The organism is Burkholderia sp. MBR-1, assembly GCF_013822785.1.
GTDB classification, from domain to species: Bacteria; Pseudomonadota; Gammaproteobacteria; order Burkholderiales; family Burkholderiaceae; genus Burkholderia; species Burkholderia vietnamiensis.
Window position 1 is genome coordinate 2,615,731 of the sequence record NZ_CP053609.1, and the last position, 13,865, is coordinate 2,629,595.

Here is a 13,865-nt window from a genome sequence, read left to right on the forward strand (position 1 = left end):
TTGCGCGGGGCCGTACGTCATGCGGGCATCCGTCCGAAGCGGCCGCCGTTGAAATCGTCGATCGCGGCGCGGATTTCCTCTTGCGAGTTCATCACGAACGGGCCGTAGCCGACCACCGGCTCGTCGATCGGCTCGCCGCTGAGGATCAGCAACTTGACGTCGCCGTTCGCCTCGATGTCGACGTCGCTGCCTTCGCGGCCCAATTGCACGAACTGCGCTTCGCGGGCGACCGTCTCGCCGTTCACGAGCACCGTGCCGCTCAGCACGACCACGGCGAGCGTGCGGCCTTCGGCGATCGGGAACCGCGCATGACCGCCTGCGGCGAGCCGCACGTCCCACACGTCGATCGGCGTGTGCGTGCGGGCCGGGCCGCGCCGCCCGTCGAGCTCGCCGGCGATGATCCGCGCGCGACCCGCCCCGTCCGGCAACTCGACGACCGGGATGTCCGCGTTCAGCAGCGTTTGATAGCCCGGCCCGCCCATCTTGTCGGCGGCGGGCAGGTTCACCCACAGCTGCACCATCTCGAGCGGGCCGCCGCGCTTCGTGAACGCTTCCGAGTGGAATTCCTCGTGCAGGATCCCGCTCGCGGCCGTCATCCATTGCACGTCGCCGGGGCCGATCACGCCGCCCGCGCCGGTCGAGTCGCGGTGCGCGACTTCGCCGTCGTAGACGATCGTCACCGTTTCGAAGCCGCGGTGCGGATGCTGGCCGACCCCGCGCGGCGCCGACGCCGGCTCGAAATTCGCGGGGCCCGCATAGTCGAGCAGCAGGAACGGGCTCAGATGGGCGCCGTGCGACTGATAGCTGAACATCGAACGCACCGGGAAACCGTCGCCGACCCAATGGCCGCGCGGCGCGCTGTAGACACCACGGATCTTCTTCATTTGCCTTCTCCGAATTGCGGCGAAACACGTGTTTCGCATCCTGACGATCAATATAGAGATGGAACGATCGATTCGGTAGACTCGCAAAATCGCACTCAGCGTTCCATTTGATGAACGATCAACAGCGAGATCTCAACGATCTCTATTACTTCGTGCAGGTGGTCGAGCACGGCGGGTTCGCGCCGGCCGGGCGCGCGCTGAACATGCCGAAGTCGAAGCTGAGCCGGCGCGTCGCGCTGCTCGAGGCGCGCCTCGGGATGCGGCTGATTCAGCGCTCGACGCGCCGCTTCACCGTCACCGACGTCGGCCAGACGTACTACGCGCATTGCCGCGCGATGCTCGTCGAGGCCGACGCCGCCGACGAGGCGATCGCATTGCTGCACGAGGAGCCGCGCGGCATCGTGCGGGTCAGCTGCCCCGTCGCGCTGCTCGACTCGCTGGCGGGCGCGATGATCGCCGCGTTCATGGTCGCGTGCCCGCACGTCGAGATTCATCTCGAAGCGACGAACCGGCGCGTCGACGTGGTCGGAGAAGGGATCGACGTCGCGATTCGCGTGCGTCCGCCGCCGCTCGAGGACAGCGATCTCGCGCTGCGCGTGCTGGCCGAGCGCGGGCAATGCCTGGTCGCGAGCCCCGCGTTGTTGCGCGAACACGGCGCGCCGGCCGTTCCGGCCGACCTGACCCGCATGCCGAGCCTCGACCACGGCCTGCCGCAGGCCGCGCACGTGTGGCGGCTGCGCGGCCCGGACCAGGCGCATGCGGAGATCCACCATCAGCCGCGGCTCGTGACGGGCGGCATGCTGGCGTTGCGGGCCGCGGCGGTCGCGGGCGTCGGCGTCGTGCAGTTGCCGACGATGATGGTGCGCGACGAACTCGCGCGCGGCGAACTGGTGAACGTGCTGCCCGACTGGGCGCCGCGCCGCGAGATCGTGCACGCGGTGTTCGCGTCGCGGCGCGGGCTGCTGCCGGGCGTGCGCGCGCTGCTCGACTTCCTGGCTGCGCGGTTCGCGGAGCTAGAACCCGATTGAGCGGGGTTGCCGGTGCACGCGCCGGTTCGACGCGATGGCCGAGAGCGACAGTGACGGCGGCGAATCACGCGCTGCAAATGCGCGGCGCGTGCCGTAGACTGCGGGGCCGGCATCGCGCATCGCGCGTACCCCCTTACTCTTTTCTCTGCACTTCAGCCATGTTCACGCTGTCCACCGACCCTCACGCCTCCAAGGCCGAACTGTATGCGACGCTCGCCGAGCAGGCCCGCTCGCTCGTCGAATCGGAGCCGGACCTGATCGCAAACGCCGCGAATTTCTCCGCGCTCGTCTATCACTCGCTCGATCGTCTGAACTGGGCCGGCTTCTATTTCTTCGACGGGACGGAGCTGGTGGTCGGCCCGTTCCAGGGCAAGCCGGCCTGCGTGCGCATCGCGCTCGGCAAGGGCGTGTGCGGCACGGCGGCGCAGACGCGCCAAACGCAGGTCGTGCGCGACGTGCATGCGTTCCCCGGCCATATCGCGTGCGATGCCGCGTCGGAGTCGGAAATCGTCGTGCCGCTGGTAGCGGCAGACGGCACGCTGATCGGCGTGTGGGACGTCGACAGCCCGGTCGCCGCACGTTTCGACGACGAAGACCGCAGCGGGATGGAAGCGCTGTGCCGCGTGTTCGTCGAACACGCGTGGCAAAAGGCGCGCGACCGAGCAGCGTGATGCTGCGGGTAGCAACCACGCCGGTGGCGTGAGCAGCGCAAGCGCTAGGCGCTAGCGCAAAAGAAACGAGCCCCGGACCGGGGCTCGTCGTCGTTGGCGGCGTGCGCGTCAGGCCGCCTGCGTGCCGGTCAGCGCGGCGAACGCGTGCGGCTTCACGTCGTCGGTCAGCACGTCGACGCCCTGCTCCGTCACCACGACCATGTGCTCCCACTGCGCGGACAGCGAATGGTCCTTCGTGACGACCGTCCAGCCGTCGGCCAGCACGCGCGTGTCGCGCTTGCCCGCGTTGAGCATCGGCTCGATCGTGAAGATCATCCCGGGGCGCAGCGGCACGCCGGTGCCGGGGCGGCCGTAGTGCAGCACCTGCGGCTCGTCGTGATACACGTCGCCGATCCCGTGCCCGCAGTATTCGCGCACGACGCTGAAGCCTTCGCGGTGCGCGACCTGCTGGATCGCATAGCCGACGTCGCCGAGCGTCGCGCCCGGACGCACCGCGCGAATGCCCGCGTGCATCGCCTCGTAGGTGGCCGCCACCAGACGCCGCGCGAGTTCGCCGGGCTCGCCGACGAAGTACATGCGGCTCGTGTCGCCGAACCAGCCGTCCTTGATCACCGCGATGTCGAGGTTCACGATGTCGCCGTCGCGCATCGGCCGCGACGACGGGATGCCGTGACAGACCACGTGGTTGACCGACGTGCACAGCGTTTTCGGATAGCCGTGATAGCCGATGTTGGCTGGAATCGCGTGCAGTTCGTCGATGATGTATTCGCGGCAGCGCGCGTCGAGCTCGTCGGTCGTGACGCCCGGCTTCACGTAGTCGGTGATCATCGTCAGCACTTGCGACGCGAGCTTCGCGGCTTCGCGCGACTTCGCGATGTCGGCGGCGCCGCGGATGGGAATGTCGCGCTTCGCCATTACGCCACCTGCTCGATGTCGCGAGCGACCGGCTGCGCCGTGCCGGCGTCGCCGCCGCGCGCCTCGGATTCGATCAGCATCCGGCAGATATCGCCATAGGACAGCGACGGATTGAGTTCCGCGAGCATGCCCACGCGCAGCCAGTGCTCGGCCTGCGCGTTGATCGACCGGCTCAGCGCGGTGCTGGTCGAGCGCAGCCGTTCGTGCATGTGCTCGGAAATCTTGATGATGCCCATATGGCTCCAATTAAACGAAATGTAGTCGTTTCGTATATTACGCTGGCGCTGCGCGCGGAGCAAGTATTCGGGCGGACTGCGAATCGGGAGTCTGGCAGCCCGTGATTTCGTTGACACCATATTCCATCTTGATGGAGAATCCGTCCATCATGCAAGAAGCGACTACCCTTCCCGCGCCTGATGCAGGCATCAACGAGCGGATCGCCCGCCGCGTGCGCGACTTGCGCACGTTACGAGGCTACACGCTCGATACGCTTGCCGCGCGCTCCGGCGTGAGCCGTTCGATGATCTCGCTCATCGAGCGCGCGTCGGCCAGCCCGACGGCCGTCGTCCTCGACAAGCTCGCGGCCGGCTTGGGCGTGTCGCTGGCGGCGCTGTTCGGCGGCGAGCGCGACGACGCGCCCGCGCAGCCGCTGGTCAAGCGCGCACAGCAAGCGGAATGGCGCGATCCGGCGTCGGGCTATCTGCGGCGCAATCTGTCGCCGCCCGGCTGGCCGTCGCCGCTCCAGCTCGTCGAAGTCGATTTCCCGCCCGGCGCGCGCGTCGCGTACGACACGGGCGGCCGCGACAGCGCGCTGCATCAGCAGGTATGGGTGCTCGGCGGACGCGTCGACGTCACGTTGGGCGACGCGCTCCACGAGCTTCACGAAGGCGACTGTCTCGCGATGCGCGTCGATCAGCCGCTGATTTTCAGCAACCCGACGGCGCAAGGCGCGCGCTATGTCGTCGCGATCTGCGATGCCACCGCCGCGGTCGGCATGCGCGGCGCGGCATCCGTTCAAGTCCGGAGCCGACCGGTGCAGGAGTCCACATGAATTTGCCGAAAACGCACGACGACGTGCGCCTGATCGATTGCAACGAGGCCGAGCATGCGGCGGCCATCCTCGAAATCCTGAACGACGCGATCGTCAATTCGACCGCGCTGTACGACTATCGGCCGCGGCCGCCGGAGGCGATGGTCACGTGGTTCGCAACGAAGCGCGCGGGCGGTTTTCCGGTGGTCGGCGCGGTCGACGGTTCCGGCACGCTGCTCGGCTTCGCGAGCTGGGGCACGTTCCGCGCGTTTCCGGCGTTCAAGTACACGGTCGAACACAGCGTGTACGTGCATCGCGATCATCGCGGGCGCGGGCTCGGCGAGTTGTTGCTGCGCGAGTTGATCAAGCGTGCGCGCGATGCCGAGGTACACGTGCTGGTCGGCTGCATCGATGCAACCAACGCGGGCAGCGTCGCGCTGCATACGCGTGTCGGCTTCGTGCATTCGGGGACGATCGCCGAAGCGGGATTCAAGTTCGGGCGCTGGCTCGACGCGGCGTTTTATCAGCTGAAGCTGGACACGCCGATGCAGCCGGTGGATGGGTGAGCGAGGACGCGGATGGTCGCTGAAGATAACGCCGCGCGAGCGGCGGAAAAGAAAAAGCCCTGATTTCTCAGGGCTTTTTCTCTTCCTACTTGGAGGCGCGAGCCGGAGTCGAACCGGCCTAAACGGCTTTGCAGGCCGCTGCATAACCGCTTTGCTATCGCGCCAAAAGCGGACTGTCCGAATACCTGGAAGGCATGCGACAGATTTTTATCCGAGGACCATCGGTCCATCAAATAAAAGGGGAAGCCTTGCTTCCCCGATACCTGGAGCGGGAGACGAGTCTCGAACTCGCGACCTCAACCTTGGCAAGGTTGCGCTCTACCAACTGAGCTACTCCCGCATTGTCCTGCACCAGCAGCGCTTTGCCATTCAACACGCTGCCAGAAAAATCTGGAGCGGGAGACGAGTCTCGAACTCGCGACCTCAACCTTGGCAAGGTTGCGCTCTACCAACTGAGCTACTCCCGCGTTGTCCTGCACCAGCAGCGCTTCGCCATTCAACACGCTGCCGAAAAAATCTGGAGCGGGAGACGAGTCTCGAACTCGCGACCTCAACCTTGGCAAGGTTGCGCTCTACCAACTGAGCTACTCCCGCGTATTGCTGCGCTACTGCTTTCCGTCACACGCTTACTTCGTCGTGCAGCGGAGAAGCGAGATTATGTCGAAGGCACTTTCATGTGTCAAGGGCTTTTCGCGCCCTTTTTCCAAAAACCTTCGGCACCGACACCGCAAGCAGCCGCTACCAAGCCCTTACGCGCCGCCGCGCTCGCGAATCTGCGGCCACGCGAGCTTCATGTAGTACAGCATCGACCAGATCGTCAGCACCGCCGCCAGATACATCAGCCATTCGCCCCACACGCGCGTGTCGATCGTCGCGACGCCGAGCGGCAGCGGCCCGTAATACAGCAGCATCGGGATCGCGACCATCTGGCATGCGGTCTTGAACTTGCCGAGCTGGTTCACCGCGACGCTCTTCGACGCACCGATCTGCGCCATCCATTCGCGCAGCGCCGAAATCGCGATCTCGCGGCCGACGATCACCAGCGCGATCGCCGCGTCGACCCGCGCGATCTGCACGAGGATCAGCAGCGCGGCGGTGACCATCAGCTTGTCCGCGACCGGGTCGAGGAACGCGCCGAACGACGACGTCTGGTTCCACTTGCGCGCGAGAAAGCCGTCGAACCAGTCGGTCAGCGCCGCCAGGATGAATATCGCCGCCGCCGCGAGGTTGCGGTGCGCGCCGCCCATCACCGTGTCCGGCAGATAGAACACGCCGACGACGAGCGGAATCAGCACGATCCGGACCCACGTCAGGAAAATCGGGAAGTTGAACGGCATGGCATGCGGGTCAGTAAAGGATTCGCAATTGTGCCGTGTCGACCGGCCTGCCACAAGAACGCGCGATCGCAACGCGGGATCGCAGGCCCGAGCGGCCGGTCGCACGGCCCGTCAATGAAGCTGCTTGTAGATCTGTTCGGCGAGTGCGTGCGAGATCCCGTCGACGCTCGCCAGCTCCTCGACGCTGGCGGCGACCACGCCGCGCAGTCCGCCGAACCGCGCGAGCAGCCGCTGGCGCCGCTTCGCGCCGACGCCGTCGAGCTCCTCGAGCCGCGACGTCTGGCGCGCCTTCGCGCGCTTCGCGCGCATCCCGGTGATGGCGAAGCGGTGCGCCTCGTCGCGGATCTGCGCGACCAGCATCAGCGCCGCGCTCTCCTTGCCGAGCTCGAGCGGCGTGCGGCCGTCCGCGAACACGAGCGTCTCGAGGCCGACCTTGCGCCCTTCCCCTTTCGCGACGCCGACCAGCATCGACGTATCGAGCCCCAGTTCGGTGAACACCTGCCGCGCGATCTCGACCTGCCCCTTGCCGCCGTCGATCAGCACGATGTTCGGCAACAGGCTCGACGCCTCGGCCTGCCGCGTCGATTCGCCGTCGATGCCGGTCGCGGCGTCGGCGGCGGCCGCCTGCGCGGCCAGCTCGACCATCTTCTCGTAGCGGCGCGTCAATACCTGCCGCATGGCCGCATAGTCGTCGCCCGGCGTGATGCCGGCGATGTTGTAGCGACGGTACTCGCCCGACTGCATCTTGTGATGGTGATAGACGACGCACGACGCCTGCGTCGCCTCGCCCATCGTATGGCTGATGTCGAAGCACTCGATGCGCAGCGTCGCGAGATCGTCGCATTCGAGGCCGAGCGTCTCGGCGAGTGCGCGGGTACGCGCCTGCTGCGAGCCCTGCTCGGACAGCAGTCGCGCGAGCGCGATCCGGGCGTTCTGCTCGGCCATCGTCAGCCACGCGCGCCGCTGCCCCTGCGGCTGCCGCACCAGCGATACCTTGTGGCCGGCCTGCTCGGACAGCAGCTCGAGCAGGTCGCGGCTCGCGGGCGCATGGCTGACGACCAGCACCGGCGGCACGCGGTTGCCCAGATAGTGCTGCGAGATGAATGCATCGAGCACCTCCGCCTCGACGGACGCGCCGGCACCGGCGCCGGCGACGCGGGCAGCCGCCCCCCCGTCGCCGTCGCCCTCGCCTTCCACCGGCTGGTCCGGCATCGCGGCGGCGGCATCGTCGACGCCATCGGCCTCGTCGCCTAGCCCGCCTTCCGCGAGCGTCAGCGCGCTTTCGACGTGCGTCGGGAAATACGCCTTGTCGCCAAGATGGCGGCCGCCGCGCACCATCGCGAGGTTCACGCACACGCGCCCGCCCTGCGCGACGACGGCCAGGATGTCGACGTCGCTGTCGCCGCCGACCTCGATCGCCTGCTGGTGCAGCACCGTCGCGAGCGAGCTCATCTGGTTGCGCACGGCCGCCGCCTGCTCGAACTTCAGCTCGGCCGCGAACGCGTGCATCTTCTGCTCGAGTTCGTTCATCACCTCGGACTGCCGCCCGAGCAGGAAGCGCGCGGCGTTCGACACGTCGATCGCGTAGTCGTCCTCGGTGATCGCGCCGACGCACGGCGCCGTGCAACGCCCGATCTGATGCAGCAGACACGGCCGCGTACGGTTGTTGAACACCGAATCCTCGCAGGTGCGCAACTGGAACACGCGCTGCAGGATCTGGATGCTCTCGCGCACCGCCCACGCACTCGGGAACGGCCCGAAATACTGGTTCTGCTTGTCGACCGAGCCGCGGTAATACGCCATGCGCGGAAAGCGGTGCGCGGTGAGCTTCAGGTACGGATACGACTTGTCGTCGCGAAACAGGATGTTGTAGCGCGGCGCGAGCGCCTTGATCAGGTTGTTCTCGAGCAGCAGCGCCTCGGCCTCCGAGCGCGTGACGGTCGTCTCGATGCGCGCGATGCGCGTGACCATCATCGCGATGCGCGGCGACAGCTGCGTTTTCGTGAAGTAGCTCGACACGCGCTTCTTCAGGTCGCGCGCCTTGCCGACGTAAAGCACGGCGCCCGTTGCGTCGTAATAGCGATAGACGCCCGGCATGTGCGGCAATTGCGCGAGGATCTTCTTCGGTTCGAACGGAGTATCGGCGGCTTCTGGGGATGTCATGCGTGATCGGGTGCCCGCTGGCGCGGAACGGGTCCATTAGAATTGCCAGTTTAGAGCATTCACCGGCCCGCTTCGATGTCCCGCACCACGCCCGCCTCCGGCTCCGACTCCGTCCCCGCCATCGCTTCGCCGCGCTCGACCGGCGAACCGATCGCATGCGACCTCTTCTGCACCGTGATCGACAACTTCGGCGACATCGGCGTGTGCTGGCGCCTCGCGCGCCAGCTCGCGCACGAGCACGGCTGGCAGATGCGCATCTTCGTCGACGATCTGCGCACCTTCGCGCGACTGCTGCCGCAGATCGACCCGCACGCCAACCGGCAAACGCTCGACGGCATCGCGATCGAACACTGGCACGCGGACGTCGGCGACGCGCTGCAGATCGCCGACGTCGTGATCGAAGCGTTCGCGTGCGAACTGCCGGGCGCATATCTCGCCGCGATGGCGCGACGCGCGCCCCGCCCGGTGTGGATCAATCTCGAATACCTGAGCGCCGAGGACTGGGTCGCCGATTTTCACCTGCGTCCGTCGCCGCATCCGCGCTACCCGCTGCTGAAGACGTTCTTCTTCCCCGGGCTGTCGGCCGGCACCGGCGGCGTGCTGAAGGAGCGCGACCTCGACGCGCGCCGCACCGCATTCGAAACCGACGCGGCCGCGCGCACGGCCTGGTGGCGGCACGCGACCGGCGATGCGCCGCCGCCGTCCGGCACGACGGTCGTGAGCCTGTTCGCATACGAAAATCCGGCCGTCGACGCGTTGCTCGCGCAGTGGCGCGACAGCGCGACGCCGATCGTCGCGCTCGTGCCGGCCGGCCGCATCTCGCCGGCCGTCGCGCGCTTCTTCGGCACCGCCTCGTTCGACGCCGGCGCGCGCGCCACGCTCGGCAATCTGACCGCCTACGGGCTCGCCTTCGTGCCGCAGGCCGACTACGACGCGCTGCTGTGGGCCGCGGACGTCAACTTCGTGCGCGGCGAGGATTCGTTCGTGCGCGCGCAATGGGCGCGCAAGCCGTTCGTCTGGCAGATCTACCCGCAGGCCGACGATGCGCATCTGCCAAAACTCGACGCCGCGCTCGCGCACTTGGCAGCCGGCCTCGCCGACTCGCCGCGCGCGGCGCTCGAGCGCTTCTGGCATGCGTGGAACGGCGTGGGCACGCCCGATTGGGACGATATCCGGCAGCACCGCGCGGCGCTGGACGCCAACGCGACGCGCTGGGCCGACACGCTGGCGGGCGTCGGCGATCTTGCCGGAAAGCTGGCGGAATACGCAAAATCTCAGTTAAAATAAGCGGTTATCCGACGGCTGACCACGCAAGCGCGCACGCTTGGGGCTCTTGGCACCTACCGGAACGCACCGCTTGCGCCGTCAGCCGTTGCGCAACGCTCAGGCACCCATTTATTTGATTGGATCAGGACAGTTTTTTTATGAAGACCGCACAGGAACTCCGCGTAGGCAACGTCGTGCAAATCGGCAGCGACGCATGGGTCATCGCAAAGACGGAATACAACAAGTCGGGCCGTAACGCCGCCGTCGTCAAGATGAAGATGAAGAACCTGCTGACGAACGCAGGCCAGGAAGCGGTCTACAAGGCCGACGACAAGTTCGACGTCGTCGTGCTCGACCGCAAGGAAGTGACGTACTCGTACTTCGCCGACCCGATGTACGTGTTCATGGACGCCGACTACAACCAGTACGAAGTCGAAGCGGAAATGATGGGCGAAGCGCTGAACTACCTCGAAGACGGCATGGCTTGCGAAGTCGTGTTCTACAACGAGAAGGCCATTTCGGTCGAACTGCCGACGATCCTGGTTCGCGAGATCACCTACACGGAACCGGCCGTCAAGGGCGACACGTCGTCGGGCAAGGTGCTGAAGAACGCGAAGCTCGCAACGGGCTTCGAGCTTCAAGTGCCGCTGTTCTGCAACACCGGCGACAAGATCGAAATCGACACGCGTACGAACGAATACCGCAGCCGCGCGTAAGCGCCTGCGAACTTCGCATCGAACAAAGCGCCCTGCGGGGCGCTTTTTGTTTGCCTGCGCGCAACAGCGCGCACATGTCGGCACGATCGGCAACACAAAATCCAGCACTAAAGGTATTCAATTTGTATCATCGGTAACTGTTTTATAGCGGCCGAGAAATAATGCACGTCGGGCGTTCCGGGGGGCATAAAATCAGTTTTTAATCCGACACGCGGCTGCGGCTGGCTCGATGGCCGACAGCCCGCCTCTCTTGACTCGACTCGCGTTCACCATGCCACACGCCCTGATTGTCGAAGACGATCCCAACAGTCTGTCCGGCCTGACCGCGCTGCTTGCCGCAGACGGCTTCTCGGTCGACACGGCCACGTCGCTCGCGGAGGCGCGCACGGCGCTCGGCCGCGCGATCCCCGACGTCGTCCTGGTCGACTTGAACCTGCCGGACGGCAGCGGCTTCGACCTGCTCCAGCACCTGCCGCAGCAGCAGCCGAACGGCTCGCTGCCGGTGATCGTGCTGACCGGCAATGCGACGGTCGAGAGCGCGATCGAAGGCTTGCGTCACGGCATTTGGGACTACCTGCTGAAGCCGATCAACATTCCGCGGCTGCGCAGCCTGCTCGCGCGGATTCCCCGCCCCTACGAACTGATCGACGAAGTGCAGGCGCTGCGCGCGTCGCTGCGTCGCCTCGGCCGCTTCGGCGCACTGGTCGGCCGCAGCGACGCGATGCAGCACGTGTACGACATGATCGAGCACAACGCGCGCACCGAAACGGCCGTGCTGTTCGCGGGCGAAGCCGGCACCGGCAAGAAGCTCGCGGCGCGCACGCTGCACGATCTGAGCCGCCGCCGCAAGGGGCCGTTCCTGTCGTTCGACTGCCGGATGATCGCGCAGGCGAACCGGCATGGCGCGTCGCTCGACAGCGTGCTGTTCGGCCATGAGCGCGGCGCGTTCGACGGCGCCGAGCGGCGCGAAACCGGCCTGTTCGAACAGGCCGGCGGCGGCACGCTGTTCCTCGACGAAATCACCGCGCTGCCGCTCGTGCTGCAGGAAGCGCTGCTGCATGCGCTCGATTCGCAGAACTTCATGCGGATCGGCGGCACGAGCTCCATCGCGAGCGACTTCCGGCTGATCGCGGCCACGCGCCGGCCGGCGCGCGAGGCCGTTGCCAACGGCACGCTGCGCGAAGATCTGTGGCTGCGCCTCGATGCGGCGTCGATCACGATGCCGCCGCTGCGCGAGCGCGACGGCGACGCGCTCGCGATTGCCGATGCGCTGATCGACGAACTGAACCGCGAGGCCCGCGCGACCGGCCGCAGCACGACCGACAAGCGCGCGGCGCCGGGCTTCGTACGCGAATGCCTGTCCTATGAGTGGCCCGGCAACGTGCGCGAGCTGCACGAGCGTGTGCGCTTCGCATACGACGCGTCGGGCGACTTCATCGAAACGCTGCGCGCCGGCGAAGCGAGCTTCGCGGCCGGCGCCGCGCTGAACGGCAGCAGCGTGCAGATCAAGGTCGGCACACCGCTGTCCGACGTCGAAGACCTGCTGATCCGCGCGACGCTCGACGCGGTCGGCGGCACGCGGCATCGTGCGGCCACGCTGCTCGGCATCAGCCCGAAGACGCTCTACAACAAACTGCAGCGCATGAAGGTCAATTGAGCGGGCGGCAATCGTCGTCGGCGCGGACCGGCACCGACGATTAGTTCGTCGAACAAGTGTTGCCCTCCGCTTCGCGCACCAACGAAAAAGCCACGCAACTTCGCGTGGCTTTTTCGTTTCGGCGACGGCAGCGCGCCGACTGCGTCGCCGCTTATGCGAGCACGCTGGTCAACAGCCCGCGCGCCTGCAGATACTCGGGCTGCGCGATCAGCTTGTCCCACTTGAGCGCCTTGCCGCGCGCACGCATCCGCTTGATGCGCCGCACCGACTCCGGCGACGGCCGCGCGCTCAGTTCGTTCAGCACGACTTCGGCGGCCTCCGGCTGGTTGCAGACGAGCACCATGTCGCAGCCGGCCGCGAGCGCCGCGTCGGCGGCCTGCGTGAGCGTGCCGCCTTCGCGGGCGGCCTCCATCGACAGGTCGTCGCTGAAGATCGCGCCCGTGAAACCGAGCCGCCCGCGCAGGATGTCCTGCAGCCACACGCGCGAGAAGCCGGCCGGCCGCGGGTCGACCTGCGTATAGATCACGTGCGCGGGAATCACCGCCGACAGCGACAGGCCGAGCCAGTCGTACGGCGCGACGTCGTCCTCGAAGATCGCGTCGAGCGGCCGGTCGTCGGTCGGCAGCGCGACGTGCGAATCGGCTTCCGCGAAACCATGCCCGGGGAAATGCTTGCCGCAGTTGGCCATGCCCGCGAGCGACAGCCCGTGGTTCAGGCTCTTCGCGAGCAACGTGACGACGCGCGGGTCGCGATGGAACGCGCGATCGCCGATCACCTTCGAATGTCCGTAGTCGAGATCGAGCACGGGCGTGAAGCTCATGTCGATCCCGCAGGCGCGCAGCTCGGCGGCGAGGATGTAGCCGACCGCGGTGGCGACCTTGGTCGCGAGCAGCACGTCGCGATCCCACAGCTCGCCGAGCCGGCGCATCGCCGGCAGCACCGTGAAGCCGTCGGTGCGGAACCGCTGGACGCGGCCGCCTTCGTGATCGACCGCGATCAGGATGTCCTCGCGCACCGCGCGGATCGAGTCGGTCAACGCGCTCAGCTGCGCGCGGTTCTCGAAATGCCGCGCGAACAGGATCACGCCGCCGGTGTTCGGATGCGCAAGGCGCCGCGCATCGTCGCGCGACAGGGCCGTGCCGACGACGTCGAGCATGACCGGGGCGGGAGTCGTTTTCATCGAATCAGAAAATCCGTCAGGAAAGGGTTCGGGGAACGGGTGCAGGCGGCGGCGCATCGGTTTCGGCGACGACGAACGACACGGCGTAGTCGCGCTCGTCGCTGACCGTCACGCGCGCGGTGATGCCGCGCGCGGCGAGCCAGTCGGCGAGCTCTCCCGACGCGACGACGTACGGCTCGCCGCTGCGCTGGTTGAGGGTCTGCAGCGCGCGCCACGTCATCGGCCAGTGCATGCCGAGCCCGATCGCCTTCGAGAACGCTTCCTTCGCGGAAAAGCGCGTCGCGAGAAACGCGATGCCGCGCGCCTCGGAGCGCGCGCGCCGCGCGTGGAACACGCGCAACTCGTCGGGGCCCAGCACCTTCTCGGCAAACCTGCCATCGGTGCGCTCGAGCACGGCCGCGATGCGGCTCAACTGGACGATGTCGGTGCCGATGCCGTAGATCGCCATGTCA

General features: G+C 67.1%; 14 protein-coding genes and 4 tRNA genes. 7 read left to right on the top strand and 11 right to left on the bottom strand.

All coding sequences use genetic code 11. The features are described 5' to 3' along the window. Window positions 1-17: 17 nt before the first annotated feature. Window positions 18-884, bottom strand: coding sequence for a pirin family protein (locus MBR110_RS11940; RefSeq protein ID WP_059668796.1), 867 nt, complete (start codon window positions 882-884; stop codon window positions 18-20). Window positions 885-994: 110 nt separating this feature from the next. On the opposite strand from MBR110_RS11940, the gene MBR110_RS11945 reads away from it, so the two are divergent. Both MBR110_RS11945 and MBR110_RS11950 read left to right on the top strand, forming a co-directional pair. Continuing rightward, entirely contained in the window at window positions 995-1,912 is a 918-nt protein-coding gene (locus MBR110_RS11945; RefSeq protein ID WP_011883984.1) for a LysR family transcriptional regulator, read from the top strand. A 158-nt stretch (window positions 1,913-2,070) separates the two neighbouring features. Continuing rightward, window positions 2,071-2,583 carry a GAF domain-containing protein gene (locus MBR110_RS11950; RefSeq protein ID WP_011883983.1) on the top strand — a complete coding sequence of 171 codons (513 nt, stop codon included), beginning with the start codon at window positions 2,071-2,073 and terminating at the stop codon, window positions 2,581-2,583. A gap of 108 nt (window positions 2,584-2,691) precedes the next feature. Here MBR110_RS11950 and map read toward each other — a convergent pair whose 3' ends face one another. Together map and MBR110_RS11960 are read right to left on the bottom strand one after the other, a co-directional pair. Further along, window positions 2,692-3,498 (bottom strand): type I methionyl aminopeptidase, encoded by an 807-nt coding sequence (map, locus tag MBR110_RS11955; protein WP_011883982.1) that lies wholly within the window; start codon window positions 3,496-3,498, stop codon window positions 2,692-2,694. Further along, complete coding sequence (locus MBR110_RS11960) at window positions 3,498-3,734, bottom strand: ParD-like family protein (protein WP_011883981.1); 237 nt, start codon at window positions 3,732-3,734, stop codon at window positions 3,498-3,500. The genes map and MBR110_RS11960 overlap by 1 nt, the downstream gene beginning before the upstream one ends. Window positions 3,735-3,883: 149 nt before the next feature. Here MBR110_RS11960 and MBR110_RS11965 point away from each other — a divergent pair, with 149 nt between their 5' ends. Together MBR110_RS11965 and MBR110_RS11970 are read left to right on the top strand one after the other, a co-directional pair. Then, window positions 3,884-4,549 carry a helix-turn-helix domain-containing protein gene (locus MBR110_RS11965; protein WP_011883980.1) on the top strand — a complete coding sequence of 222 codons (666 nt, stop codon included), beginning with the start codon at window positions 3,884-3,886 and terminating at the stop codon, window positions 4,547-4,549. Beyond that, on the top strand, window positions 4,546-5,094 hold the full coding sequence (locus MBR110_RS11970; protein WP_059462939.1) for a GNAT family N-acetyltransferase: 549 nt from the start codon (window positions 4,546-4,548) through the stop codon (window positions 5,092-5,094). The genes MBR110_RS11965 and MBR110_RS11970 overlap by 4 nt, the downstream gene beginning before the upstream one ends. Window positions 5,095-5,184: 90 nt before the next feature. On the opposite strand, the gene MBR110_RS11975 is transcribed toward MBR110_RS11970, so the two are convergent. From MBR110_RS11975 to uvrC, 6 genes are all read right to left on the bottom strand, one after another. Further along, window positions 5,185-5,258 (bottom strand) — tRNA-Cys (locus tag MBR110_RS11975). A gap of 100 nt (window positions 5,259-5,358) precedes the next feature. Further along, window positions 5,359-5,434: transfer RNA gene (locus MBR110_RS11980), tRNA-Gly, on the bottom strand. Window positions 5,435-5,485: 51 nt separating this feature from the next. Further along, a tRNA-Gly gene (locus MBR110_RS11985) sits at window positions 5,486-5,561 on the bottom strand. A gap of 51 nt (window positions 5,562-5,612) precedes the next feature. Continuing rightward, a tRNA-Gly gene (locus MBR110_RS11990) sits at window positions 5,613-5,688 on the bottom strand. Between the two features lie 155 nt (window positions 5,689-5,843). Then, a complete protein-coding gene (gene pgsA / locus MBR110_RS11995) occupies window positions 5,844-6,431 on the bottom strand; it encodes a CDP-diacylglycerol--glycerol-3-phosphate 3-phosphatidyltransferase (protein ID WP_011883978.1) in 588 nt (195 codons plus the stop codon). 111 nt (window positions 6,432-6,542) lie between these two features. After that, complete coding sequence (gene uvrC / locus MBR110_RS12000) at window positions 6,543-8,594, bottom strand: excinuclease ABC subunit UvrC (RefSeq protein ID WP_011883977.1); 2,052 nt, start codon at window positions 8,592-8,594, stop codon at window positions 6,543-6,545. A 75-nt stretch (window positions 8,595-8,669) separates the two neighbouring features. On the opposite strand from uvrC, the gene earP reads away from it, so the two are divergent. From earP to MBR110_RS12015, 3 genes are all read left to right on the top strand, one after another. Continuing rightward, the gene (gene earP, locus MBR110_RS12005; protein ID WP_059894747.1) at window positions 8,670-9,881 is read left to right on the top strand and encodes an elongation factor P maturation arginine rhamnosyltransferase EarP; all 1,212 of its coding nucleotides are present in this window, start codon (window positions 8,670-8,672) and stop codon (window positions 9,879-9,881) included. Window positions 9,882-10,018: 137 nt separating this feature from the next. After that, window positions 10,019-10,576: an elongation factor P gene (gene efp / locus MBR110_RS12010; protein ID WP_011883975.1), complete on the top strand. Its 558-nt coding sequence runs from the start codon at window positions 10,019-10,021 to the stop codon at window positions 10,574-10,576. Between the two features lie 271 nt (window positions 10,577-10,847). Continuing rightward, window positions 10,848-12,233, top strand: coding sequence for a sigma-54-dependent transcriptional regulator (locus MBR110_RS12015; RefSeq protein ID WP_059894745.1), 1,386 nt, complete (start codon window positions 10,848-10,850; stop codon window positions 12,231-12,233). A gap of 151 nt (window positions 12,234-12,384) precedes the next feature. Here the strand turns inward: MBR110_RS12015 and nagZ are convergent, their stop codons facing one another. Together nagZ and acpS are read right to left on the bottom strand one after the other, a co-directional pair. Then, window positions 12,385-13,413 carry a beta-N-acetylhexosaminidase gene (nagZ, locus tag MBR110_RS12020; RefSeq protein WP_059735231.1) on the bottom strand — a complete coding sequence of 343 codons (1,029 nt, stop codon included), beginning with the start codon at window positions 13,411-13,413 and terminating at the stop codon, window positions 12,385-12,387. A 16-nt stretch (window positions 13,414-13,429) separates the two neighbouring features. Next, the gene (acpS, locus tag MBR110_RS12025) at window positions 13,430-13,861 is read right to left on the bottom strand and encodes a holo-ACP synthase (RefSeq protein ID WP_034194217.1); all 432 of its coding nucleotides are present in this window, start codon (window positions 13,859-13,861) and stop codon (window positions 13,430-13,432) included. Between the last annotated feature and the right edge of the window lie 4 nt (window positions 13,862-13,865).

Excerpts from the sequence above, each read along its gene's own strand:
- map (WP_011883982.1), bottom strand. The coding sequence starts at position 3,498 with ATGGCGAAGCGCGACATTCCCATCCGCGGCGCCGCCGACATCGCGAAG.
- MBR110_RS12015 (WP_059894745.1), top strand. The coding sequence starts at position 10,848 with ATGCCACACGCCCTGATTGTCGAAGACGATCCCAACAGTCTGTCCGGC.
- MBR110_RS11950 (WP_011883983.1), top strand. The coding sequence starts at position 2,071 with ATGTTCACGCTGTCCACCGACCCTCACGCCTCCAAGGCCGAACTGTAT.
- MBR110_RS11940 (WP_059668796.1), bottom strand. The coding sequence starts at position 884 with ATGAAGAAGATCCGTGGTGTCTACAGCGCGCCGCGCGGCCATTGGGTC.
- MBR110_RS11970 (WP_059462939.1), top strand. The coding sequence starts at position 4,546 with ATGAATTTGCCGAAAACGCACGACGACGTGCGCCTGATCGATTGCAAC.
- uvrC (WP_011883977.1), bottom strand. The coding sequence starts at position 8,594 with ATGACATCCCCAGAAGCCGCCGATACTCCGTTCGAACCGAAGAAGATC.
- pgsA (WP_011883978.1), bottom strand. The coding sequence starts at position 6,431 with ATGCCGTTCAACTTCCCGATTTTCCTGACGTGGGTCCGGATCGTGCTG.
- efp (WP_011883975.1), top strand. The coding sequence starts at position 10,019 with ATGAAGACCGCACAGGAACTCCGCGTAGGCAACGTCGTGCAAATCGGC.
- MBR110_RS11965 (WP_011883980.1), top strand. The coding sequence starts at position 3,884 with ATGCAAGAAGCGACTACCCTTCCCGCGCCTGATGCAGGCATCAACGAG.
- earP (WP_059894747.1), top strand. The coding sequence starts at position 8,670 with ATGTCCCGCACCACGCCCGCCTCCGGCTCCGACTCCGTCCCCGCCATC.
- MBR110_RS11960 (WP_011883981.1), bottom strand. The coding sequence starts at position 3,734 with ATGGGCATCATCAAGATTTCCGAGCACATGCACGAACGGCTGCGCTCG.
- nagZ (WP_059735231.1), bottom strand. The coding sequence starts at position 13,413 with ATGAAAACGACTCCCGCCCCGGTCATGCTCGACGTCGTCGGCACGGCC.
- MBR110_RS11945 (WP_011883984.1), top strand. The coding sequence starts at position 995 with ATGAACGATCAACAGCGAGATCTCAACGATCTCTATTACTTCGTGCAG.
- acpS (WP_034194217.1), bottom strand. The coding sequence starts at position 13,861 with ATGGCGATCTACGGCATCGGCACCGACATCGTCCAGTTGAGCCGCATC.